Genomic DNA, 21,829 nt, shown 5'->3' on the forward strand with positions numbered 1-21,829 from the left:
GCACTCACCCTGTTGTGACCACGCCGCCGTCCACGACCATGCATTGCCCGGTCATCATGCGGCTCGTTTTCGAGGCCAGAAACAAAACGGCGTCAACAACATCCTGTGGCTCCAGATGGGTCTTGAGGCATTGGCGCTCAAGGTGTGCGGCCAGTCCTTCTGGTGTGGCCCATTTGTCCAATTGTTTCGGGGTCAGCACCCAGCCCGGTGCCAGCGCATTCACGCGGATGCCGTTTGGACCCAGTTCGCGTGCAAGACTGCGGGTCAGGGCTGTGATGCCGCCGTTGGCCGCCGTGTAGGCCGGATAGCCCGCGTTGCCCATCATGTAGCTGATGGAGCTGAAATTGATGATCGACCCCGCACCGCGTTTGATCATCGACCCCGCAACCGCTTGCGCTGCGAAAAAGTAGGCTTTGAGGTTGATGTCCAGATAGGCATCCCATTCCTCGGGTGTGGTTTCGAGCCAGTTGTGGCGCTGGTCGTTGGCTGCGTTTGATACAAGTGCGTCAATCGGGCCATGCGCCTTTTCGGCGGCGGCAATCGTTTCGCGCAGTCGGTCCGTGTCGGTGATGTCGCCTTGTAAAAACAGTGGTGCAACCCCGTGCTTTTCTTCCATTTGCGCGACAAACGCAGTGGCGTCAGAACGACCGATAAAGGCGACCTTCGCCCCCTGCGCCAGAAATCCATCCGTAAGGTCCGCACCTATCCCAGAGCCACCGCCGGTTATGTAGATCGAAGCGCCCTTGAGGTCATGAAAAGTTGCGGTTTTGGTCATGAAAATCTCCAGTCTGGTGGGCGACGTAGGCGTCTGCGATACACTGCTTGGTGACGCAGGGCCATTGTAAATTCCGTGTTTCGTGTCACAGGCGGCGGCCCTCCAGCACCCACATGGATTCGGGAAAACTCCATGGCAGCGTGAGGCCGTTTTGCATCAGGGCTGCCCCGCTCAGCGTGACAGGGCCGTCCTTGAGGGCCAAAGACCCCCGCGACAGATGCGATGCGGCCTTGCGATTGCGCAGGCTGACCTCGTAACGCGCCTCTGGCTCCAGCCGGGTCAGGCGCAAAGGGCGCGGGGCGATCTGATCCGACGTGCCGGATTTGCCGACAAAGACCACGAATTGGCCGCCGTTCCGGGCAAGTTGCTGTTCGGCAATGACCGACGGGTCCGCCGCGTCCAGCCGCAGGATATCGCCTGTGTCCATCCAGTCGCGGTTGTTCTTCCACCATTGGGAAACATCACGCAGAACGTCTGCTTCCTCGTCGGTCAACTCGCGCGGGTCCATCTCAAACCCCATATGGCGTTGTGCGGCCACCCAAGCGCGGAATGCGATGTCCAATATACGGCCCGAGGTATGGCATTTGCGCGGCCCCACATGGCTGCCGGTGACGCAGGAAGGTAAAAAAAGCGCGGCGTTGTGCTGCATCTTCAGCCGTTCCAGCGCATCATTGCTGTCGGACAACCAGACCCTTTGCGTGCGGTGCAGGATGCCGAAATCAATCCGCCCGCCACCCGAGGCGCAGCTTTCAATTTCCACATGCGGAAAATCGGCGCGCAGCCGATCCATCAGCGCATAGGAGCCGCGGGTCTGGGCCGCATCGGGCATGGGTAAGACCCGGTTGTGGTCCCATTTGATGTAGTCGATGGGGTGAGCAGAGAGCAGCGCAGATATGCGCTGATAGAGGAAATCGCGCACCTCCGGCAGGGCCATGTTGAGCGCCTTTTGCTGACGGCCAAGGATTTGATCCTCTGCCCCCAACGCCCAATCGGGATGGGCGCGGTGGATGTTGGAGTTCGGATTGATCATTTCCGGCTCGAACCAGATGCCAAAACTCATGTCTTGTGCATGTATAAAATCGATCAGCGGCCCCAACCCGTCCGGGTATTTGCGCGGGTCCACTTCCCAGTCCGACAGCGACGAGGTGTCATCGTCGCGCTGCCCGAACCAGCCATCATCCAGCACGAAACGCTCCGCACCAAGGGCGGCGGCCCGTGTGGCGATGTCCTTGAGCACCGGCAGGTCGTGTTTGAAATAGACCGCTTCCCAGCAGTTATAATGCACCGGGCGCGGGCGGCCCGTGTCGGTCCAGCTGACGATCCGGTCGCGCACATGGCGTTGAAAGGAGACCGCGCAGCCGTTGAGACCGTCGCAGGAATAGACCGCATAAAGCGGGGCGGTACGGAATTCAGTGGCGGCAGCCGTTTCCATGCGGGCGGCGTGGCCGAACTGGATCTGGCGACGGCCATCGGGCAATTCTTCGGCGATCATCCGGTGCCCGCCGGACCATCCATAGTGAAAGGCATAAGCCTCACCTGCGGTATTGGTCGCCCCCTTGCAGGGCACGACCAGACCGGGAAAATGCTCGTGGCCGGTGCGCCCCGTGCGGTTTTCGCGGTAGCGGATGCCCGGCGACCATGCGGTGCGGTTCATCTGGAATTCACCACACCAGCGGCCTGCGAAATCAATCATCTCCTCGCTATGTTGCGGGGCGGGCAGGACAGGGGCGGCCAGCCAGTGCAGATGCAGCGGTCGGTCAGCAGATAGCCGTGCTGTCATGGCGATCACATGGGTGTCGGCATCGAGCGCAAAATCCGCCACATAGGTCAGTTGGTTGGCCGCGTCGATGCAGGTCACGGTCAGGGTCAGCTCGGACTGCGTCACGTGATCCAGTCGGAATTTCGGTAGGAAAGGCGTGCCGTCCCGGTCACGCACAATGAGACCGGGCTGGCCCGGGAAGCTGCGTGCAGCCTCAGGGCAGAGCGACAGATCCGGGTTCTGATCCAGCATGCCACCCGTCACATCGAGCGTGCTGACATCGCTGAGCGCGCACAGGTCTTCGCCCGGTGGCAGGGGCGCGCCCCAGTAAATGACCTGCGGGCACCGCCCATTTGTCGAGGCAAGCGCCAGCGTCTGGCGCGCGTCATCCAGCCGCCAGCACTCTGTCACTTGACGGCGCCCAGCGTCAAACCTGCGATAAAGTGCTTTTGCATCAGAAAGAACATCAGAACCGGGGGCAGGGCGGCGACAATGCTGCCCGCGCTCATCAGGTGATAGGCCGCACGGAACTGCGCGTTGAACGAGGTGATGCCCGCCGTGACAGGCTGGCTTTCCGGTCCTTGTGTCAGGACCACCGCCCAGAAATAATCGTTCCAGATAAAGGTAAAGATCAGCACCGACAACGCCGCAATCGCGGGTTTCATCAGGGGGATCACGACGTACCAGAAAATCTTCCACTCCGCGATGCCTTCAACACGCGCGGCTTCGATCAGCTCGAACGGCAGGGCGCGGATGAAATTGCGCATGAAGAGCGTACAGAACCCGGTTTGAAACGCGATGTGAAACAGTACCAACCCGGTTTTGGTATTATAGAGCCCCATATCGAGTGTCAGATCACGCACCGGCACCATGAGGATCTGGAAGGGCACGAAGTTGCCCGCCACGAACATGAAGAATATCCAGATGTTTGATTTGAATTTGTAAATCCCCAGCGCAAAGCCCGCGAGGCAGGACAGCGCGACGGCACCGACGACAGTTGGGACAGTAATCAGGACCGAATTCAGCATGTAGCGCGGCATGTCAGAGTTGAAGAACACCTGCCCGTAGTTGTTGAACAATTCGAAAGACGACGGCATGCCCCAGTAATTCCCTTGGGTGAAGTCTTCGGCCGGTTTGACCGAAAACACGGCAACCGCGATAAGCGGCAGCAACCACATGATCAGCGCCAGCGGCAGCAGGGACTGATAGGTCAGCTGTGCAGGGCGGGATCGCTTTTCAATGGGGGTGGGGAACATCTCTTAACCCTCCGTGCGGGCTGGCAGGACCGCGTGTTTTGCCTCAGGAAAGGGGGTACGCAAATGGGTCATCGTCCACGCTCCTCTTTCCACATGGACCACAGGAAATAGGCGATAAAGACCAGCATGATCAGAAACAGCACCACCGCGATGGCAGCACCGTAGCCCATGCGGAACCCGTATTCGGACAACGCTTTTTCAAACATGTAAAATGACAGCACCCGGGTCTGCCCGAACGGCCCACCGTTGGTCATGATCGAGATCAGATCGAACGAGCGCAGTGCGCCGATGATCGTGACCACAAAGGCGATGAAGGTGGCGGGTTTGAGCTGCGGGATGATGATGTACCACAGCATTTTCCAGCCCTTGGCCCCATCCAGTCGACCCGCCTCGATCTGCTCGGGGTCCACGGCGTTCAGCCCTGTGAGGTAGAGGATCATGCAATAGGCCGTCTGCGGCCAGAGGCCGGCGGCAATGATGCCATAGGTCGCCCATGACGGATCGCCCAGCACATTGACGGGACCAAGCCCCACAAGGCCCAGCATTCCATTGAGCAAGCCCTCATTGGGCAGGTAGAACCATGAAAAAACGAGGCCGACCACCACCTGGCTGATCACGAAGGGAAAGAAAAACAATGATTTATAAAGGCGTATGCCGGTGACTGTCTGATTGAGAAACAGCGCGATAAATAAACCGCCGGGAATGGCCAGCAGATAAAACAGCAGCCACTTGAGGTTGTTCCAGAGCGACACCTCGAACGCGCCGTCGTCCATCAGTTCGACGTAGTTGCCCATGCCAATAAAGCGCGCCTCGCCCAGCCCGTCCCAGTCGTAAAACGAGATCACGATGGATTGGTAGATCGGCCAGATCACATAAAAGGCAAAGAACAGGATTGCAGGAGCCAAAAACAGCCAAGGCGTTACGGCGATTTCGTTGCGCTTGTACCAGCTGCGATCTGCGGTGCCGGATGTGATGGTGGGATCAACTGTTGACATGAAGCATCTCCTGCGGCGTGCGGATCCGCCATGGCCAGCGTGCTAACCTGCGGGGGGCGCAGGCCGGGCACATGTGCGCCCAGCCCGATGTCGGTTTTACTTGCTGTAGACGCGCGCGGCGACTTTATCGAGACGGTTCAGGATATCGTCGAGGTTGTCCGGGATCACCATGAATTCCTGCAGGCCCTGCATGGCTTCCGCCGCCATTTCTGCTGGGTAGTCGCGGTCAAAGAACTGCGCGACGCCACCCGGTGAATTGGACGACAGCATCTCGAAACCCTCGTTCAGGAATTTGTCATCATCCACCGACGCGCTTGCGTTAATCGGCAACTGACCCAGATTGGCCCCGTTGTTGATCTCGGTCTGAACATCCGCAGAGACCACGTAGCGCAGGAATTCGCGCGCGGCTTCCTTGTTCTGAGCCCCCGATGGGATATGGAACGTATCCGTCGGCGCATCTTCGGCCAATGCGACATCGGGGTTGATTGCGGGGAACTGGTAGAAGTCCAGCTGATCATCCGTCAGGCCCGCCTCGCGCAGGGGGGCTACAGCGAAGTTGCCCATGAGGTAGGCGGCAGCTTCACCATTGACCATGAAGGGCAGGGCCTCCTGCCAGGAATAGTTCTGGTGGTTGGCCACAAAGGCCCCCATGTCGATCAACTCGCGCCAGTTAGCAAAGGTGGCCCGCACACGGTCATCGGTCCATTTCACCTCACCGGCGGCCAGCGCCATGTGAAAATCAAAGCCGTTGGTGCGCATGTTGAGATAGTCAAACCAGCCGCCCGCCGTCCACAGAAATTTGGAGCCGATGGTATAGCAGGCACGGCCTGAATCGACGATCGCCTGACAGTTGGATTTCATCTCATCGAAATTCGCCGGTTCGGACAGGCCCAATTCCTCATAGATGTCTTTGCGATAATAGACGCCCCATTGGTAATAGGTGTAGGGCACGCCCCACTGCTTGCCATCGATGGTCATCGCACCTTTGGTGGAGGCAAGGTTTTCGGCAATCTCAGGCTCTGCCCAGAGGTCAGAGACATCCTCAAACAACCCTGCGGAGACGTAGGGTGTCATGCGATTTGCAGCGTACCATGTGGCAACGTCCGGCGCGTCCGCGGTCAGAAAATTCCGGATCTGGGTTTTATAGGCTTCGCGGTCAATCACCGTGGTCTCAATGTTGAGATCGGGGTGCAGCGTACCGAAATCGCCAATCATCTTTTCCATCGTCGCGCGGGGCGCGGGGTTGGAGGTATCAAGGAATATTTTCAGATCACCCGTCAGCTCAGCCTGTGCGGCCCCGGCAATTATGGTTGATCCGGCCAATGCCAAAGCCATGGATGTGGTGGTGAAGCGCATGGTGTCCTCCCTAAGGTACGGTTGCTTCTTGCAAGACTATCAGTTCCATTATGTGAAACTTGGTTTTATATATTGAAAACTACAACGCAATCTGCCTAAAGTGTCAACAGTGTTCTTTTCCCGGTGGGCGAGAACATGCGGTGGGGTACGGGTGCAAATGCGCGTGGTCGGATCAAACGATGCAGCGTTTTGTGCCGTCTACCCCGGTGAGATGAAGGGACCCGCAGGGCATGTCCGGTGATGGAACGGTAGGCAAGGCACTTGATGTGCTGGATCAGGTTGCGGAATTTGGCCAGCCTGTGCGGTTTGCCACGCTGTTGGCGCAAAGCCACTTTCCCAAGGCGACGCTTTATCGGTTTTTGCAGACGCTCACATCGCAAGGCATGCTGAGTTATGATCCGGAACGTCAGACCTATAGTCTGGGCGTGCGTCTGGTGCGGCTTGCCCATGCGGCCTGGGCGCAAAGCTCGCTGGCACCGATTGCGCGACCGCATCTTGACCGGTTGAGCGCAGATATTGACCAGACGGTGCATCTGGCGCAGTTGGACAATGCACAGGTGCTCTATGTGGATAAGCGCAACGCGGCCCAACCCATTGAGATGTTCAGCGATGCGGGCAAGGTCGGTCCTGCCTATTGCACGGGCGTGGGCAAGGCGATGCTGGCGTTCCTGCCGAGCGGTGACTTGGAGGGGGTCCTTGCGCAGCAGTCCTTCCATCGCTTTACGCCCAATACATATTCTACCGCCGACGCACTCCGCGCCGAGCTGACCAATATCCGTGCGCGCGGTTACGCTTTTGACCGCGAAGAACACGAACCCGGGATCATCTGCATCGCGCAACCGATCCTTGCACCGGGGGGGCGCGTGCTGGGCGCGCTTTCGATCACGGGGTCAACGCGGATCATCTCGTTGGATCAGCTGGAAGCGCTTGCGCCATGCCTCGCCCGGACCGCCACTGCCATTGCTGCCGATGTGCAGGACTGGCGCTTTCCCGATGCAATGCCTCAAATGACAGGGACGTAATCAAATGACAGGTGTCACGCTTCAGAAGACGATCAAACGCTATGGCGAAACGCAGGTGATCCATGGAATCGACCTTGAGATCGAAGATGGTGAGTTTTGTGTGTTTGTTGGCCCATCAGGATGTGGAAAGTCCACGCTGCTGCGCATGATCGCCGGTCTGGAAGAGACAAGTGAGGGACACATTCATATCGGTGAGCGTGATGTGACGCGCATGGATCCTTCAGAACGCGGTGTTGCCATGGTGTTTCAGACCTACGCGCTTTATCCGCATATGACGGTTGAGGAAAACATGGGGTTCGGCCTTAAGATGAACGGCGTGCCCAAGGATGAGATCGCCAAAAAGGTGAATGGCGCGTCTGATATCCTCAAGCTGGATGAGTACCTCAAGCGCAAACCAAAAGCCCTGTCTGGTGGTCAAAGGCAACGGGTCGCCATCGGACGCGCCATCGTGCGCGGGCCGGAGGTTTTCCTGTTTGATGAACCGCTGTCGAACCTCGATGCAGAGTTGCGCGTCGAAATGCGGGTGGAGATCGCGCGCCTGCACAAGGAAATCGGCGCGACCATGATCTATGTCACTCATGATCAGGTCGAAGCGATGACGCTGGCGGACAAGATCGTCGTGCTGCGCGCCGGTCATATCGAACAGGTGGGTGCCCCGCTTGAACTCTACCGCGACCCTGATAATCGGTTTGTGGCAGGTTTCATCGGGTCACCTGCCATGAACTTTCTGAATGGCACGGTGGTTGACGGGGGCATCGAGGTGCCCGGTTTGGGTCGCACCGTCTCCACTCAGGTCGCGTTGCCAAGTGTCGGAAGCGCGGTCATCCTTGGTGTCCGGCCCGAACATCTGGTGGTCCAGAAGGGGCAGGGCGCGTTGAAAGCTGAGCTCTCTGAAGCCTTGGGCGGTGTTTCCTATCTGCATCTCGACACACCAACCGGTGAGCGGATTATCGTGGAAGAGCGCGGCGATGAACGTGCTGCGGCAGGCGATGTTGTGGATGTCACCTTCGAAGAGCGCCGCGTGATGGTTTTCGAGCGCGAGAGCGGTTTGCGGCTGCGTTAGCCGTCGCGGGTCTTTCCTGCGCGTTATCATTTGGTCGTATTCCTTGCTCCTCTTGCGGGCATAAGTGGCTATATGCGCGTTCTTCGTGATTTTGTCGGTTTTTGGCAATTTTTATGCCATTTGTGCACAGAAAATACGGATAAATTAGCAAGATATATCAATTTTAAATCAACAAGATCGATCGACCACAGCGCGGTGTCCGGCCGCATGACAACGCCGGAACCGGTGCTGCATGTCCCTTCCTGCTACTTTGAGTTTAAGCGGCCTCGATATCGGCAATGAAGGTCGGTAGCTTCTTCTTGAACGGAAAAAAACCACGAGTTGCATGGGGCCAGGTCATTCGGTCATAGGGGCGCATCAGTTGAATAATCGGCGTTGCGTCGTCCTTTCCTGAAGCCTGCGCCAGCAGTGTGGCAACGGGCCCGACAGGGGCGTAGGGCGTCACGATCTGGTCAAGGTTCTGCGCCTTGACCCAGTTCTGAATGTCCTCATCCGAGGTCAAAGGTGTCTGCGGGCCCAAGCGGTCCCCCCAACGGGTTGTCACATCTTCCAGTGCGGCGCTGCGAAAACCGGCAATGTGGGGTGCGCTTTCCAAGGGGCCGAGTTTGGTTTGGGGCTGCAATACCCCGCAGGCAACCGGGTCAACAATATTGAGAAAGAAGCCGGGGCTGAGGTCTTCTTCGTGGAGCAGGAAACCGGTCCGTCGTGCCGGATCGTATGCCGTACTAGGCGGCAGGCTGCGCGGTTCCGGGGGCAGGGGGGCACTGCGTGGAATGGCTTCGCCGGCCAGTTGCCATTTGGGGTGAAAGCGATTTTCAGTAAATTTCGATATATTACTTGTGCGCGCCAGATAGGTCTTGCCTTGGGTCTGTATGCCCGCAACCCACCGCCAGCCCAATGTGTTTGATGCCGGATCGCCATCGAGCAAATGACGCAGAAAGAAATCCGCACCCAGTTCCCATGGCAGCTCAAGCGTGAAAATCCAGATTGATGCAAACCACATGCGCGCGTGATTGTGCAGATATCCGGTCTCGACCAGCTCATGCGCCCATGCGTCGAAACAGTCGATCCCTGTCTCGCCACGACAGGCGTTTTCCCAACGGGCGCGCAAACCGGCTTGTGTCTGAACGTCATTCCACGCCTGATCCAGCGCCACCTGATACTGCGTCCAGACCGCCGGACGTAATTCCAACCAGCCTTTCCAATAGGTGCGCCAGAAAACCTCCTGCACGAATTTTTCTGCAGCCGCGATGCTATGACGCTGCAGTACAGCATTCACGACCTCGCTTTCAGTGATCAGCCGACAGCGCAGGTAGGGCGAAAGGCCTGAGACATGGGTGTGATTGCCCGGTCCAAGATCATAATTTCGCCGCGTGGCATAATCGCGGCCCGCCTGCGGAACGAATGCTGAAAGCCGTTCAAGAGCGGCGGTGTGCGTCGGGAGGAATATCTGTGACATCTGCGGCGACGTAGAGGCGCAGGAAGGCAGGTCAACAGCAAAACCCAAAGTTGTGTTGCCCCCCTTGCGGCTCCTTCTTACCAACACTAATGTTCTGTCAACCGTTCGCAGGTATGGTCCTGACAACGAGGCAGCAGACAGGCATTCCACATGAAAGACCCGATTGAAACATACATGAACCTTGTTCCCATGGTCGTGGAACAAACCAGCAGAGGCGAACGCGCCTACGACATCTTTTCACGCCTGCTGAAAGAGCGGATCATCTTTCTGAACGGCCCTGTGCATGACGGAATGTCGTCCCTTATTGTGGCACAGCTTTTGCACCTTGAGGCGGACAATCCGGCGAAAGAAATTTCGATGTATATCAACAGCCCCGGCGGCGTCGTCACCTCCGGTCTGTCGATTTATGACACGATGCAATACATCAAACCCAAGGTGTCGACGCTCGTGATCGGTCAGGCGGCCTCGATGGGGTCGCTGTTGCTGACAGCAGGCGAGGCCGGCATGCGCTTTTCGCTGCCCAACAGCCGGATCATGGTGCACCAGCCATCGGGCGGATATCAGGGCCAAGCGACGGATATCATGATCCACGCTGCGGAAACGCAGAAGCTCAAGGATCGACTGAACGAGATTTATGTCAAGCACACGGGCCAGACATTGAAAAAAGTCGAAAACGCATTGGAACGGGATAACTTCATGTCTCCCGAAGAGGCGAAAGACTTTGGCCTTATCGATGAGATTGTTGAAAATCGCAGCAAAGATGATGCCGAAACGTAATGAGGCTTTTGTCTAACCGTTCGTTTACCATTTAGCGATTGTGGACGGACTGGGGCTGGCCTAAACTGATACAGAACATGGAGAGCATTCCAGACCGCTGGTTGCTCTCCAAAGGACGCGATACCGGAAAGGCTTCAAATGGCGACGAATTCAAGCGGAGACGGCAAAAACACGCTATATTGCAGCTTTTGTGGCAAAAGTCAGCATGAAGTGCGAAAGCTGATCGCCGGACCGACCGTTTTCATCTGCGATGAATGTGTTGAGCTTTGCATGGATATCATCCGCGAAGAAACAAAAGCGTCGGGGCTGAAGGCAACCGACGGTGTTCCGACGCCGAAAGACATCTGCGCTGTGCTTGACGACTACGTTATTGGTCAGGCGATGGCGAAACGCGTTTTGTCCGTGGCCGTGCACAACCATTACAAACGCCTCAATCACGCCCAAAAAGGCGGCGACATTGAATTGGCAAAATCCAACATCCTTTTGATCGGACCAACGGGGTGCGGCAAGACGCTGTTGGCTCAAACGCTGGCGCGTATTCTGGATGTGCCGTTTACCATGGCAGATGCTACAACTCTGACCGAAGCGGGCTATGTTGGTGAGGATGTCGAGAATATCATTCTCAAGCTGTTGCAGTCGTCTGAATATAATGTCGAGCGGGCACAACGTGGCATCGTGTACATCGATGAAGTCGATAAGATTACGCGCAAATCCGAAAATCCGTCAATCACGCGCGATGTATCGGGCGAGGGCGTGCAACAGGCCTTGCTCAAGCTGATGGAGGGGACCGTTGCATCCGTTCCTCCTCAAGGGGGGCGTAAACACCCGCAACAGGAATTCCTTCAGGTCGATACGACGAATATCCTGTTTATCTGTGGTGGTGCCTTCGCGGGTCTCGACAAGATTATCGCGGCACGCGGTAAAGGGTCGGCAATGGGTTTCGGTGCCGATGTGCGGGGGAATGATGACCGCGGGGTTGGCGAAATCTTTACTGATCTGGAGCCCGAGGACCTGTTGAAATTCGGATTGATCCCGGAGTTCGTGGGTCGTTTGCCGGTGCTTGCCACCTTGGAAGATCTGGATGAGGATGCGTTGGTTACGATCCTGACCCAGCCCAAGAACGCATTGGTCAAACAGTATCAGCGTTTGTTCGAGCTTGAAGATACCGAACTGTCCTTCACCGATGATGCGCTTTCAGCCATTGCGAAACGTGCGATAGAGCGGAAAACAGGGGCCCGTGGGCTGCGCTCCATTCTGGAAGACATCCTACTCAATACCATGTTTGAACTTCCCGGTTTGGATAGTGTGACCGAGGTTGTGGTGAACGAAGAGGCCGTGAATTCTGACGCTGCACCTTTGATGATCCATGCAGACGCGAGCAAAGAACCTGCAAGCGCCGGATGATCCTTGGCAACCCTGACCGTATCGGAAGCTAGGACATCGCGGCCTGTTTTTGAAAACACGGTTGTTTTGTCAGACCAATTCCAGCGGCAAGAGATGTGTGTCGCAACAAGAATCCAGCGCGCATTAGGGACAGCGTCATGTCAATAAAACGCATTCCGTCTGGCGGCGCTTTCGAGGCCCAAGTTGGGTACTGTCGAGCTGTGGTCGCTGGCGGCTGGGTGCATGTCTCCGGCACGGTCGGTGAGGGCGAGACAGTCACAGAACAATGCGCATCCGCACTTGCCATTATTGAGGCTGCACTGGAAAAGGCCGGGTGCCGCTTTGTGGATGTGGTGCGCGTGACGTATATGTTGCCGCGGGCCGCTGATTTTGAAGCCTGCTGGCCGCTCTTGCGCGCCGCTTTCGGTGCCCACCCACCGGCTGCCACGATGATCGAATGCAACCTGATTGATCCAAAATTCAGGATTGAGATCGAAGTGACAGCTTTGCTGCCTGAGTAGACGCGGCAAACCGCGCATCCATCTGGACGTTTTGCGTATAATCCGCCATAGCTATCGAAACGGTTTGATCGGAGAAAACCCATGGGCTTTTTGACTTCTATTTTGCGCTCCGTCACTTGGTGGAACGGGCAAACGCTGAATACGCAGCTCTGGACATGGCGCAATGGCATCAAAGTGGGTGAAGACAGTCAGGGCAATGTGTTTTATGAAAACAAGGACAAATTGCGCCGGTGGGTGATTTACAATGGTGAAGCCGAGGCAAGCCGCGTCGACCCCGACTGGCATGGGTGGCTACATCATACTTGGGATACCACACCGAGTGAATCGCCGTTAAATCATAAACCGTGGCAAAAGCCGCATCAGGAAAACCTCACAGGGACGGCTCTGGCTTATGCGCCAAAAGGTTCCATTCGCCGGGCAGAACCAGAACCGCGCCGTGACTATGAGGCGTGGACGCCGGAGTAAACAAGATGGCTGAACATACAACTGAAGTTCTCGTTGGGGCGGGTGTCCTCGCCGCCGCAATCGGATTCGTCGTCTACGCCGGGCAAATTTCAGGCTATGCGGGGGGATCGGCGACATACCCACTTGAGGCAAGCTTTCGCAGCCTTGAAGGTGTGAATGTAGGCAGCGATGTGCGCCTGGCGGGTGTCAAAATAGGCACCGTGTCCGAGGTCACGCTGAACGCGGAAACATATCGCGCCGACACGACGGTATCGCTGAACTCGGAGATCGAAATTCCGGACGATAGCGCAATCATAATATCGTCTGAGGGCCTGCTGGGCGGTAACTTTGTTGAAATCGTACCGGGCGGTTCGCCGTATTTCTACGCGGCAGGTGACCAGATTGAGGATACTCAGGGCGCTGTCAGTCTTGTGTCGCTGCTGTTGAAATTCGTGGGCGGCTCTTCTGAATGATCCTGCGATCCTGTCTGGCTTTTGTGTTCACTGCCTCGGCCGCACTTGCACAGCAGGCGGCAACCGAAGCCACCGGCGCGCAATTGCGTGGTGTTGACCGAATAAATGGTGATACCTTTGAAATCATCGTACCAAAGGGTCAGACTGCGGAGCTGGAACGCATCAGCATCACCTTGAATTCCTGCCGCTACCCGGTAGGCAACCCATCGGGCGACGCGTTTGCCTCTCTGAATGTGCGTGACATTAATTCCGGGGCCAACATCTTCTCAGGTTGGATGATCGCGTCATCCCCGGCGCTCTCCGCGATGGACCATCCGCGCTATGACATCTGGGTGATGCGCTGCACGACCTCCTGAGGGGTGCGCAGGGGCGGGTTTACAAAACTTGCTGGACGGGCGCAGGCGCTTTGAAGCGCTTTTTGATATTCTGCGCGACTGATTTCGATGGCACCGAGGGAGGCAAGGTGGTCGGTTAAAAACTGCGTATCAAACAGCGCAAAACCACCATCGAGCAGCCGGTCCACCAGACAGGCAAGCGCTATTTTCGATGCGTTGGTGCGGCGTGAAAACATGCTTTCGCCAAAAAATGCGGCCCCCAGCGTGACACCGTAAACCCCGCCAACCAGCGTATCCTCTTCCCAGACTTCAAGCGAATGCGCTTGGTCTCGTTCGTGTAACGCGTTGTACAAGCTTCGGATTTCATCGTTGATCCATGTGTCAGCACGATCCGCGCAGCCATCCACAACGCCTGCAAAATCCTGATCGACCCTGATTTCAAAGCCTGTGCGCAGCATCTGGCGGCGCAACGACCGTGACACATGGAACCCGCGTAAAGGCATGACCCCGCGACGCAGGGGATCAACCCAGAAAATGTCCGGATCATCGCGATGCTCCGCCATTGGGAAAATACCCGTCGCATAGGCCTGCATCAGCACGTCCGGGGTCAATCGCATGACGACAAACCCTTAACTTGCGCTGAGGTTTGCGTCCAGCCACTGCTCCAGCCAGTGGATATTGTATCCACCCGACAGAACCGCGTCTTCTTCCAGCAACGCATGGAAAAGCGGCACGGTCGTATCAACGCCATCAACGATCAACTCACCAAGCGCGCGACGCAGGCGTGCGAGGGCTTCGGGTCGATCACGACCATGCACGATCAGCTTGCCGATCAGGCTGTCGTAATAGGGCGGGATCGAATAGCCGTCGTAGAGCGCCGAATCCATGCGCACCCCAAGACCGCCGGGCGCGTGATATTGGGTAATGCGACCGGGACAGGGCGTGAAATTCGGTAATTTCTCCGCATTGATACGCACCTCGATAGCGTGTCCGTTGATGGCTAGGTCTTCTTGCTGAAAGGACATCTCCATGCCACTGGCCACACGGATTTGTTCGCGCACAAGGTCAACGCCGAAAATCGCTTCGGTCACTGGGTGCTCAACCTGCAAGCGTGTGTTCATCTCGATGAAATAGAACTCGCCGTTTTCATAAAGAAACTCGATGGTGCCAGCGCCGATGTAGTTGATCCGCGCAACGGCATCTGCGCAAACCTTGCCAATGGCCATGCGTTCTTCGGCAGAAATGGACGGTCCGGGCGCCTCTTCAAAGACTTTCTGGTGGCGGCGTTGCAAAGAGCAATCCCGCTCGCCCAAATGCACGGCGCGTCCCTTGCCATCGCCAAACACCTGTATCTCGATATGTCGGGGCGTCGTGAGGTATTTTTCGATGTAGACTTCATCATTGCCGAAATTGGATTTGCCTTCCGCGCGGGCGGTCATAAAGGCTTTTTCCATATCCTCGGCGTTCTGGGCGACTTTCATGCCGCGACCACCACCGCCTGCGGTCGCTTTGATGATGACGGGGTAGCCAATCTCTGCACCAATCCGTTGTGCATCCTCAAGTGTTGGAACGCCACCCTCAGACCCGGGCACACAAGGCACGCCGAGGTTTTTCATCGTGTCTTTGGCGGTGATCTTGTCGCCCATGACACGGATATGCTCGGCGGTTGGTCCGATAAAGCTGATCCCGTGATCTTCAACGATCTGAACAAAGCCGGCATTTTCTGACAAGAACCCGTAACCGGGATGTATCGCCTCTGCGCCCGTGATTTCACAGGCCGAGATGATAGCGGGAAAGGACAGATAGCTTTGCTGGCTCGCGGGCGGGCCGATGCAGATGCTTTCATCGGCCATGCGCACATGCATCGCGTCACTGTCGGCGGTTGAATGTACCGCGACAGAGGCAATGCCCATTTCGCGCGCTGCCCGCACAACACGCAGGGCGATTTCGCCGCGGTTGGCAATCAAAATCTTGTTGAACATGCTGGTCGCTCCTATTCGAGGATAACGAGCGGAGTGCCGAATTCGACTGCGGCGCCATCTTCGACGACAATGCGCTTGACGGTGCCGGATCTGGGGGACGGGATGTGGTTCATGGTCTTCATGGCTTCGACGATCAACAGCGTGTCGCCTTCGGCCACCTTGGTGCCGACGGAGATAAAGGCAGGCGCGCCGGGCTCAGCCTGCATATAGACAGTGCCGACCATGGGCGAGGTCACAGCACCCGGCAGATCTGCAGGGTCATCTGCGGTTTCTGCAGGCGACGCGCTGGGTGTTGCAGCAGGTGCCGCCACGGGGGAGGCTGGCGCGGCTGCCGCGACCTGCGTGAAGACCTGTTGCTGGTGTCGACTGACCCGCACGTTCAGGCTGTCATCCGCGCCGTAGTCTCTTTTGACCTGAAGCTCAGTCAGGTCATTTTCACGCAGCAATTCTGCAAGGGCCTGAATAAATGCCACATCTGCGTCATGGTTCTTTTTTGTCATTAATATCCTCGACCATTTTCTGGGCAGGCCGTATTGGCATCGGCCCTTGTTCCTGCGCGCTTGTTATATGCGAAGGGTGACGCCATGGAAACCCGCCTATTGCAGCGCTGCGCAGAGCAGGTAAACTCCAAACCAGCAGAAGGAGCAAGTGGTGAACCTCGCACATTGGCTTGAGCGACAGGCGCAAATCACCCCTGAGCGCCCCGCGCTTTTCTTTGGCAAGACATGTGTCGCGGATTACGGTCAGTTTTGGCGTGAGGCGCGCGCGGTGGCGGGCTGGCTGTCGGGGCAGGGTGTGGGGCCGGGGGACCGGGTCGCGCTGTTCATGAAAAATGTGCCAGATTATCTGACGGTCTTTTATGGGATTTGGGCCGTTGGGGCGGCCGTGGTGCCGATCAATGCCAAATTACACGGCCGCGAGGCTGCGTTTATCCTTGAGGACAGCGGTGCCAAACATGTGTTTACTTCGCCCGAGTTGATGGCATCGCTCAGCCAGGCAGGGGCCACCACCGATCAGACCGAAGTGCCGGGCGCCGCTTTTGACGACATCAAATCACATGCCCCAATTGAGGCTGTGACACCGCGCGAGGGGGATGATCTGGCTTGGTTGTTCTATACATCCGGGACGACGGGCAAGCCCAAGGGGGTGATGATCACCCACCGCATGCTCAGCGTGATGAGCCTGTGTTACGTCACGGATGTTGATGCCGTTTCCCCGAACGATGTCACGATCTATGCAGCCCCGATGAGCCACGGCGCAGGCATTTACAACATGATCTACATCCGGGCCGGGGCGCGCCACGTTTGTCCGCCCTCGGGGGGCTTTGATCCGGACGAAATCCTGACGCTGGCGCAGCATTTCGGGAATGCGCATCTTTTTGCAGCCCCCACGATGGTCAACCGGCTGACCCAACATGCCTCTGCGACGGGACATCGCGGCGAGGGGCTGCGCACGATTATTTACGCGGGCGGGCCGATGTATAACGCGGATATCATCGCGGCTGTGGATCACTTTGGGCCCATTTTTATTCAGGTTTATGGTCAGGGTGAATGTCCGATGGGCATCACCGCCTTGTCCCGCGCGGATGTGACAGACAGGACGCATGTCGATTGGGCGCGCCGGTTGCAATCTGTCGGGCGTGCGCAATCCGCAGTCGAGGTCGCGATTGGGGATGAAAACGGCAAGCCGCTGCCCGTCGGCGCGCACGGAGAGATCATGGTGCGCGGCGACACGGTCATGCCCGGATACTGGGCCAACCCGGAGGCGACGGCCAAAACCCTGCTGAATGGCTGGCTGATGACCGGCGATATGGGGTTCATGTCGGAAGATGGCTATGTGTCGCTGCAAGACCGATCAAAGGACATGATCATCACGGGGGGATCAAACGTCTACCCGCGCGAGGTCGAAGAAGTTCTACTGCAGGACCGCGGCGTCACCGAAGTGTCGGTCGTGGGCCGCCCACATCCGGAGTGGGGCGAGGAGGTTGTCGCGTTTGTTGTCGGCGAAGTGGATCCGGCGCGGCTGGACCAGCTGTGCCTTGATCACATCGCGCGTTTCAAAAGGCCGAAAGAATACATGACGCTCACTGCCTTGCCGAAAAACAATTATGGTAAAGTGCTTAAAACCGAGTTGCGCAAACTGTTGGCTAAGGGTTGAGTGAGAGGCCACTTGCTCACCCGGCCCAGTATCGCAGGCACGTGCACGAAGACATCATTCCATACTGCGCGTAACGCGCGCTGCCCGAAGTAACGGAGATCGTCGCATCTGCGGGTGCATGATACGTCCGGTTTTCTGCCAAACGCATGCGTTCGCTCAACAGTCCGGGCCGCGCTGTTGAGAGCCCGGCCAAGACAGGTCTGGGTACGCCTGTTGTGATGGCCTCAGCGCTCAAATAGCGAGGTATTCCTCACGCAGCTCTTTATTTTCGAGCACTTCAGCAGCGGAGCCATCAAAGACTATCCCGCCCGTGTCCAAAATCACCGCGCGGTCGGCAAGCTCCAGCGCCCGGACCGCGTTCTGCTCTACAAGAATGGTCGTCATGCCCTGCTCTTTGATGATGCGCAGGGTCTTTTCGATCTCGTCAACGATCACCGGGGCGAGACCCTCATAGGGTTCATCCAGCAGCAGCACCTTGATGTCGCGACACAGGGCGCGGGCAATCGCCAGCATCTGCTGTTCCCCACCGGAGAGCGTGACGCCTTCCTGTGTGCGGCGCTCGCGCAAGCGCGGGAACAGATCGTAGACGCGGTCAAGTGACCAACCAATTGGCGGCGCGATCTGTGCCAGTTTGAGGTTTTCCTCAACTGTGAGGCCTGCGATGATGCGCCGATCTTCGGGGACGAGACCGAGCCCCACCTGGCTCGCCTCATAGCTTTTCATCGTGTGCAGCGGCTGGTGATCGAGCCATATTTCGCCGTGGCGAAGCTCCGGGTCGCCGAGCCGCGCAATGGCGCGCAAGGTGGATGTCTTGCCAGCACCGTTGCGCCCCAAGAGGGCAAGGATTTCACCCTCATGGACGTTAAAGCTGATGCCCTGCACAATATAGCTTTCACCGTAATAGGCATGCATGTCCCAGACCGACAGAAAGGCCGGGGCGGTTGCGGCCATATTGGCGTTCTTGGAGAAATCGGGTTTGACGTTCATCTCAGTATCTCCTTAGGCCGCAGTCTGGGTTTCGCCGAGGTATGCTTCGCGCACCTTCGGGTGACCCTTGATGTTATCGGGCGTATCTTCAACGAGCGGCGTGCCCTGTGCCAGAACCGTGATACGCTGCGCAAGGCTGAAGACCACATGCATATCATGTTCGATGATCGCGATGGTAATGTCGCGCTCGTCGCTGATCTGTTTCAGCAGGTCGATGGTGTTGTTGGTGTCAGCGCGCGCCATGCCGGCTGTTGGCTCATCCAGCAGCAACAGGCGGGGTTGTTGGCTGAGGCACATGCCAATTTCCAACCGTCGTTTGTCACCACGCGACAGAGAACTGGCCTGCATCTCGCGCTTGTCAGCCATATTCATGTCTTCCAGCATATGTTCGGCGCTGGCGAGCACGTCTTTTTGCGACATCACGCTGGTGATGGCGTTCAACTCGAATGCGCCGTCCCGTTTGGCGAAACAGGGGATCATCATGTTTTCTAGAACGGACAGGTCGCCGAAAATTTCGGGGGTCTGGAACACCCGGCTGATGCCCATCTGACAAATCTGGTGTGGCTTGCGTCCCAGCACGGACTGGCCGTCAAACATGACCGACCCTGTATCGGGGATCAGCTTGCCGACCAGACAATTGAGCAGCGTGGACTTGCCCGCGCCATTCGGTCCGATGATCGCATGCACCGACTGCTCTGCGATGGAGAGGTTCACGTCGCCGAGGGCTTGCAGGCCCCCGAACCGCTTGTTGACGTTTTTGACTTCGAGAATTCCCATAACGTCGTCTCCTTATTCCGCAGGTGTTGTTTTGCCATCAGGCTTGTCATCGGCGGGTTTCTTGCGTCGGAACAGGCCCGCCACTTTCTGACCACCCTGAACAAGCCCACCGGGCAGGAAGATGACGACCATCATGAACAGCAGCCCCAGCGTGAGGTGCCAGCCTTTGCCCACGAAGGGGTAGACGATTGTGATGATGAAATCCTCGATCCCGTCTGGCATAAAGGCAAACCACTGCTCCAGCACGGTTTTGTTGATCTTGGAGACGATGTTCTCCATGTATTTGATGAAACCTGCACCAAGGACCGGTCCGATCAACGTCCCGGCGCCGCCGAGAATGGTCATCAGAACGACCTCGCCAGAGGCAGTCCAGAACATGCGTTCCGCGCCCACTTGCGTGTCCATCGCCACCAGCAACCCGCCCGCAAGGCCGGCATACATGCCGGAGATGACAAAGGCCGCCAGCGTGTAGGGTTTGGCATTGAGGCCGGTGTAGTTCAGCCGTTGCTGGTTTGATTTCACGGCCCGCAACATCATCCCGAAAGGCGAGCGGAAGATGCGGATCGACAGGTAAAACGCCAGCAGCATCACGAAGGCTGCGATGTAATACCCGGCGTTGAAGGTAAAGACCCAAGAGCCCACGGTCATCTCATAACTCGCCCCCATTTCGAGGCCGAAGAAGTTTGCACGCTCCGTTCCATCAGCGCCAAAAACACGGTCAATGATACGCGGATCGTTGATCTTGGGCTGCAATCCTGTTTCGCCACCCGTGATGGGCGTCAGAACCGAATAGGCCAGTGAATAGGACATTTGCGCAAAAGCCAGCGTCAGGATCGAGAAGTAAATCCCCGAACGCCGCAGGGATATCCACCCCACCAGCAGCGAGAAAAGACCAGCGACCAGTACCGAGATCATGATGGCAGGAATTACATTCATGGTCAGCAGCTTCATCATCCAGATGGCAGCGTATGAGCCCACGCCCAGAAAGGCGGCATGTCCAAAGCTGAGATACCCGGTGAGACCAAAGAGGATATTGAACCCGATGGCAAAGATGCCAAAGATCACCAGCCGTTGCATCAGGTCCGGATAGCCCGCGTTGAACTGCGCCATCGCGGAGCCTTCGGGGAAGGGGTTGAGAATGAAGGGGGCGAACATGGTGAGACAGGCTACGATCAGCAGCAGCGTCGCATCTTTTTTCGTCAGTCCGAACATGTGATTATTCCTCCATCACGCCCTTGCGCCCCATGAGTCCGCGTGGACGGGTAAGCAAGATGATGATTGCGACCAGATAGATGATGATTTGGTTGATGCCGGGGAGCGTCTCCAGCACGATGGCCATGGAGGCGAAGCTTTCCAAGATACCGAGCAGAAAGCCCGCCAGAACCGCTCCGGACAGAGAGCCCATACCGCCCACAACGACGACCACGAAACTGAGCACCAGAAAGTCCATGCCCATGTGGTAATTGGGCGAGTTGATCGGCGCATACATCACACCGGCAAGCCCCGCGACGGCGGCTGCAATCCCAAACATGATGGTGAACCGCTTGTCGATGTTGATGCCCAAAAGACCGACGGTTTCGCGGTCTGCCATACCGGCGCGCACGACCATGCCGAAGGTGGTGAATTGCAAAAAGGCGAAAACGGCACCGATGATGACAGCGGAGAAGGCAAAGTAAACCAGACGCCAATAGGGATAAATGATCGTGTTCGGGTCAAAGCCGAGCACCGCGCCAAAATCAAACGATCCTGTGAAGGCCGCAGGGGCAGGGGTGGGGATCGGGTTGGCGCCGTAGAAGTATTTGATGATTTCCTGCAAGACGATGGCAAGACCGAAGGTGACGAGGATCTGATCCGCATGGGGGCGCTTGTAGAAATGCTTGATCAGGCCACGCTCCATCGCGAAACCGATCCCGACCATGATGGGGATCGCGAACAGGATCGACAGGGGCACCGCCCAGTCGATGATGCTTGCCCCCATGGTTTCGCCAAAGATATCGTAGATATAGGGCACGTCGCGCATCATCGGGTTGCCGAGGAAATCGACCTCTCCCGGTACTGCGACCTCATGGCTGAGGTTCAAAAGGCGGCTGAGTGTCACCGCACAGAATGCGCCGATCATGAACAGCGCACCGTGCGCGAAGTTCACGACACCAAGCGTGCCAAAGATTAGCGTCAGACCCAGCGCGATCAGCGCATAGGCAGACCCTTTGTCCAGGCCGTTGAGGATTTGCAGGATTAATGCGTCCATGGTCCCACCTTCATGAAGCGAATTGGTCCCGTATCACGGGAAGGCCGGACGGCGAGATGC

22 protein-coding genes are annotated in these 21,829 nt (G+C 57.3%); 9 read left to right on the forward strand and 13 right to left on the reverse strand.

The annotated features are described in order from the left end of the window. Positions 1-4: 4 nt before the first annotated feature. The 5 genes from K5Q35_RS02755 to K5Q35_RS02775 form a co-directional block, all read right to left on the reverse strand. Entirely contained in the window at positions 5-775 is a 771-nt protein-coding gene (locus K5Q35_RS02755) for an SDR family NAD(P)-dependent oxidoreductase (RefSeq protein ID WP_220798355.1), read from the reverse strand. An 85-nt stretch (positions 776-860) separates the two neighbouring features. Then, the gene (locus K5Q35_RS02760) at positions 861-2,945 is read right to left on the reverse strand and encodes an alpha-galactosidase (protein ID WP_220798356.1); all 2,085 of its coding nucleotides are present in this window, start codon (positions 2,943-2,945) and stop codon (positions 861-863) included. After that, positions 2,942-3,790 carry a carbohydrate ABC transporter permease gene (locus K5Q35_RS02765; RefSeq protein WP_011569006.1) on the reverse strand — a complete coding sequence of 283 codons (849 nt, stop codon included), beginning with the start codon at positions 3,788-3,790 and terminating at the stop codon, positions 2,942-2,944. The genes K5Q35_RS02760 and K5Q35_RS02765 overlap by 4 nt, the downstream gene beginning before the upstream one ends. 68 nt (positions 3,791-3,858) lie before the next feature. Next, positions 3,859-4,785 (reverse strand): carbohydrate ABC transporter permease, encoded by a 927-nt coding sequence (locus K5Q35_RS02770; RefSeq protein ID WP_013961506.1) that lies wholly within the window; start codon positions 4,783-4,785, stop codon positions 3,859-3,861. 96 nt (positions 4,786-4,881) lie between these two features. Continuing rightward, a complete protein-coding gene (locus K5Q35_RS02775) occupies positions 4,882-6,141 on the reverse strand; it encodes an ABC transporter substrate-binding protein (RefSeq protein ID WP_220798357.1) in 1,260 nt (419 codons plus the stop codon). 230 nt (positions 6,142-6,371) lie between these two features. Here K5Q35_RS02775 and K5Q35_RS02780 point away from each other — a divergent pair, with 230 nt between their 5' ends. Together K5Q35_RS02780 and K5Q35_RS02785 are read left to right on the forward strand one after the other, a co-directional pair. Next, on the forward strand, positions 6,372-7,163 hold the full coding sequence (locus K5Q35_RS02780) for an IclR family transcriptional regulator (RefSeq protein WP_220798358.1): 792 nt from the start codon (positions 6,372-6,374) through the stop codon (positions 7,161-7,163). Positions 7,164-7,167: 4 nt separating this feature from the next. Further along, positions 7,168-8,226: an ABC transporter ATP-binding protein gene (locus K5Q35_RS02785; protein WP_220798359.1), complete on the forward strand. Its 1,059-nt coding sequence runs from the start codon at positions 7,168-7,170 to the stop codon at positions 8,224-8,226. A gap of 256 nt (positions 8,227-8,482) precedes the next feature. Here K5Q35_RS02785 and K5Q35_RS02790 read toward each other — a convergent pair whose 3' ends face one another. Beyond that, positions 8,483-9,685: an FAD-binding domain-containing protein gene (locus tag K5Q35_RS02790; RefSeq protein ID WP_220798360.1), complete on the reverse strand. Its 1,203-nt coding sequence runs from the start codon at positions 9,683-9,685 to the stop codon at positions 8,483-8,485. 150 nt (positions 9,686-9,835) lie between these two features. On the opposite strand from K5Q35_RS02790, the gene K5Q35_RS02795 reads away from it, so the two are divergent. The 6 genes from K5Q35_RS02795 (at position 9,836) to K5Q35_RS02820 (ending at position 13,639) form a co-directional block, all read left to right on the forward strand. Next, on the forward strand, positions 9,836-10,462 hold the full coding sequence (locus K5Q35_RS02795) for an ATP-dependent Clp protease proteolytic subunit (RefSeq protein WP_013961511.1): 627 nt from the start codon (positions 9,836-9,838) through the stop codon (positions 10,460-10,462). Between the two features lie 138 nt (positions 10,463-10,600). After that, a complete protein-coding gene (gene clpX / locus K5Q35_RS02800; RefSeq protein ID WP_013961512.1) occupies positions 10,601-11,866 on the forward strand; it encodes an ATP-dependent Clp protease ATP-binding subunit ClpX in 1,266 nt (421 codons plus the stop codon). A gap of 137 nt (positions 11,867-12,003) precedes the next feature. Continuing rightward, complete coding sequence (locus tag K5Q35_RS02805; protein WP_220798361.1) at positions 12,004-12,366, forward strand: RidA family protein; 363 nt, start codon at positions 12,004-12,006, stop codon at positions 12,364-12,366. Positions 12,367-12,447: 81 nt separating this feature from the next. Beyond that, on the forward strand, positions 12,448-12,831 hold the full coding sequence (locus K5Q35_RS02810; protein WP_013961514.1) for an NADH:ubiquinone oxidoreductase subunit NDUFA12: 384 nt from the start codon (positions 12,448-12,450) through the stop codon (positions 12,829-12,831). A 5-nt stretch (positions 12,832-12,836) separates the two neighbouring features. After that, positions 12,837-13,283: an outer membrane lipid asymmetry maintenance protein MlaD gene (gene mlaD / locus K5Q35_RS02815; RefSeq protein ID WP_220798362.1), complete on the forward strand. Its 447-nt coding sequence runs from the start codon at positions 12,837-12,839 to the stop codon at positions 13,281-13,283. Further along, the gene (locus K5Q35_RS02820; protein WP_220798363.1) at positions 13,280-13,639 is read left to right on the forward strand and encodes a DUF2155 domain-containing protein; all 360 of its coding nucleotides are present in this window, start codon (positions 13,280-13,282) and stop codon (positions 13,637-13,639) included. Before mlaD ends, K5Q35_RS02820 begins: the two co-directional genes overlap by 4 nt. On the opposite strand, the gene aat is transcribed toward K5Q35_RS02820, so the two are convergent. Genes aat through accB form a run of 3 tightly spaced genes read right to left on the reverse strand, consistent with a single transcriptional unit; the run spans position 13,603 to position 16,100 of the window. Further along, positions 13,603-14,235 (reverse strand): leucyl/phenylalanyl-tRNA--protein transferase, encoded by a 633-nt coding sequence (gene aat, locus K5Q35_RS02825; RefSeq protein WP_220798364.1) that lies wholly within the window; start codon positions 14,233-14,235, stop codon positions 13,603-13,605. The genes K5Q35_RS02820 and aat overlap by 37 nt on opposite strands. A 12-nt stretch (positions 14,236-14,247) precedes the next feature. Further along, positions 14,248-15,600, reverse strand: coding sequence for an acetyl-CoA carboxylase biotin carboxylase subunit (accC, locus tag K5Q35_RS02830; protein WP_013961518.1), 1,353 nt, complete (start codon positions 15,598-15,600; stop codon positions 14,248-14,250). A gap of 11 nt (positions 15,601-15,611) precedes the next feature. Then, positions 15,612-16,100: an acetyl-CoA carboxylase biotin carboxyl carrier protein gene (gene accB / locus K5Q35_RS02835; RefSeq protein ID WP_013961519.1), complete on the reverse strand. Its 489-nt coding sequence runs from the start codon at positions 16,098-16,100 to the stop codon at positions 15,612-15,614. A gap of 151 nt (positions 16,101-16,251) precedes the next feature. On the opposite strand from accB, the gene K5Q35_RS02840 reads away from it, so the two are divergent. Next, a complete protein-coding gene (locus K5Q35_RS02840; protein ID WP_220798365.1) occupies positions 16,252-17,757 on the forward strand; it encodes a class I adenylate-forming enzyme family protein in 1,506 nt (501 codons plus the stop codon). A gap of 231 nt (positions 17,758-17,988) precedes the next feature. Here the strand turns inward: K5Q35_RS02840 and K5Q35_RS02845 are convergent, their stop codons facing one another. From K5Q35_RS02845 to K5Q35_RS02860, 4 genes are read right to left on the reverse strand one after another with little or no spacing between them, the layout of a single operon-like run. Then, on the reverse strand, positions 17,989-18,744 hold the full coding sequence (locus tag K5Q35_RS02845) for an ABC transporter ATP-binding protein (protein ID WP_013961521.1): 756 nt from the start codon (positions 18,742-18,744) through the stop codon (positions 17,989-17,991). A 12-nt stretch (positions 18,745-18,756) separates the two neighbouring features. Then, positions 18,757-19,521 (reverse strand): ABC transporter ATP-binding protein, encoded by a 765-nt coding sequence (locus K5Q35_RS02850; protein ID WP_013961522.1) that lies wholly within the window; start codon positions 19,519-19,521, stop codon positions 18,757-18,759. A gap of 12 nt (positions 19,522-19,533) precedes the next feature. Then, entirely contained in the window at positions 19,534-20,733 is a 1,200-nt protein-coding gene (locus K5Q35_RS02855; RefSeq protein ID WP_013961523.1) for a branched-chain amino acid ABC transporter permease, read from the reverse strand. A 4-nt stretch (positions 20,734-20,737) separates the two neighbouring features. Further along, the gene (locus K5Q35_RS02860; protein WP_013961524.1) at positions 20,738-21,769 is read right to left on the reverse strand and encodes a branched-chain amino acid ABC transporter permease; all 1,032 of its coding nucleotides are present in this window, start codon (positions 21,767-21,769) and stop codon (positions 20,738-20,740) included. Positions 21,770-21,829 lie beyond the last annotated feature (60 nt).

The sequence above is a fragment of the Roseobacter sp. OBYS 0001 genome (assembly GCF_019654895.1).
Lineage (GTDB): Bacteria > Pseudomonadota > Alphaproteobacteria > Rhodobacterales > Rhodobacteraceae > Roseobacter > Roseobacter litoralis.

Coding starts and splice junctions, on each gene's coding strand:
- K5Q35_RS02765 (WP_011569006.1), bottom strand. CDS start 3,790: ATGTTCCCCACCCCCATTGAAAAGCGATCCCGCCCTGCACAGCTGACC.
- K5Q35_RS02785 (WP_220798359.1), top strand. CDS start 7,168: ATGACAGGTGTCACGCTTCAGAAGACGATCAAACGCTATGGCGAAACG.
- K5Q35_RS02860 (WP_013961524.1), bottom strand. CDS start 21,769: ATGGACGCATTAATCCTGCAAATCCTCAACGGCCTGGACAAAGGGTCT.
- K5Q35_RS02850 (WP_013961522.1), bottom strand. CDS start 19,521: ATGGGAATTCTCGAAGTCAAAAACGTCAACAAGCGGTTCGGGGGCCTG.
- K5Q35_RS02810 (WP_013961514.1), top strand. CDS start 12,448: ATGGGCTTTTTGACTTCTATTTTGCGCTCCGTCACTTGGTGGAACGGG.
- K5Q35_RS02820 (WP_220798363.1), top strand. CDS start 13,280: ATGATCCTGCGATCCTGTCTGGCTTTTGTGTTCACTGCCTCGGCCGCA.
- K5Q35_RS02795 (WP_013961511.1), top strand. CDS start 9,836: ATGAAAGACCCGATTGAAACATACATGAACCTTGTTCCCATGGTCGTG.
- mlaD (WP_220798362.1), top strand. CDS start 12,837: ATGGCTGAACATACAACTGAAGTTCTCGTTGGGGCGGGTGTCCTCGCC.
- aat (WP_220798364.1), bottom strand. CDS start 14,235: ATGCGATTGACCCCGGACGTGCTGATGCAGGCCTATGCGACGGGTATT.
- accC (WP_013961518.1), bottom strand. CDS start 15,600: ATGTTCAACAAGATTTTGATTGCCAACCGCGGCGAAATCGCCCTGCGT.
- K5Q35_RS02775 (WP_220798357.1), bottom strand. CDS start 6,141: ATGCGCTTCACCACCACATCCATGGCTTTGGCATTGGCCGGATCAACC.
- clpX (WP_013961512.1), top strand. CDS start 10,601: ATGGCGACGAATTCAAGCGGAGACGGCAAAAACACGCTATATTGCAGC.
- K5Q35_RS02770 (WP_013961506.1), bottom strand. CDS start 4,785: ATGTCAACAGTTGATCCCACCATCACATCCGGCACCGCAGATCGCAGC.
- K5Q35_RS02845 (WP_013961521.1), bottom strand. CDS start 18,744: ATGAACGTCAAACCCGATTTCTCCAAGAACGCCAATATGGCCGCAACC.
- K5Q35_RS02805 (WP_220798361.1), top strand. CDS start 12,004: ATGTCAATAAAACGCATTCCGTCTGGCGGCGCTTTCGAGGCCCAAGTT.
- K5Q35_RS02755 (WP_220798355.1), bottom strand. CDS start 775: ATGACCAAAACCGCAACTTTTCATGACCTCAAGGGCGCTTCGATCTAC.
- K5Q35_RS02780 (WP_220798358.1), top strand. CDS start 6,372: ATGTCCGGTGATGGAACGGTAGGCAAGGCACTTGATGTGCTGGATCAG.
- K5Q35_RS02790 (WP_220798360.1), bottom strand. CDS start 9,685: ATGTCACAGATATTCCTCCCGACGCACACCGCCGCTCTTGAACGGCTT.
- accB (WP_013961519.1), bottom strand. CDS start 16,100: ATGACAAAAAAGAACCATGACGCAGATGTGGCATTTATTCAGGCCCTT.
- K5Q35_RS02855 (WP_013961523.1), bottom strand. CDS start 20,733: ATGTTCGGACTGACGAAAAAAGATGCGACGCTGCTGCTGATCGTAGCC.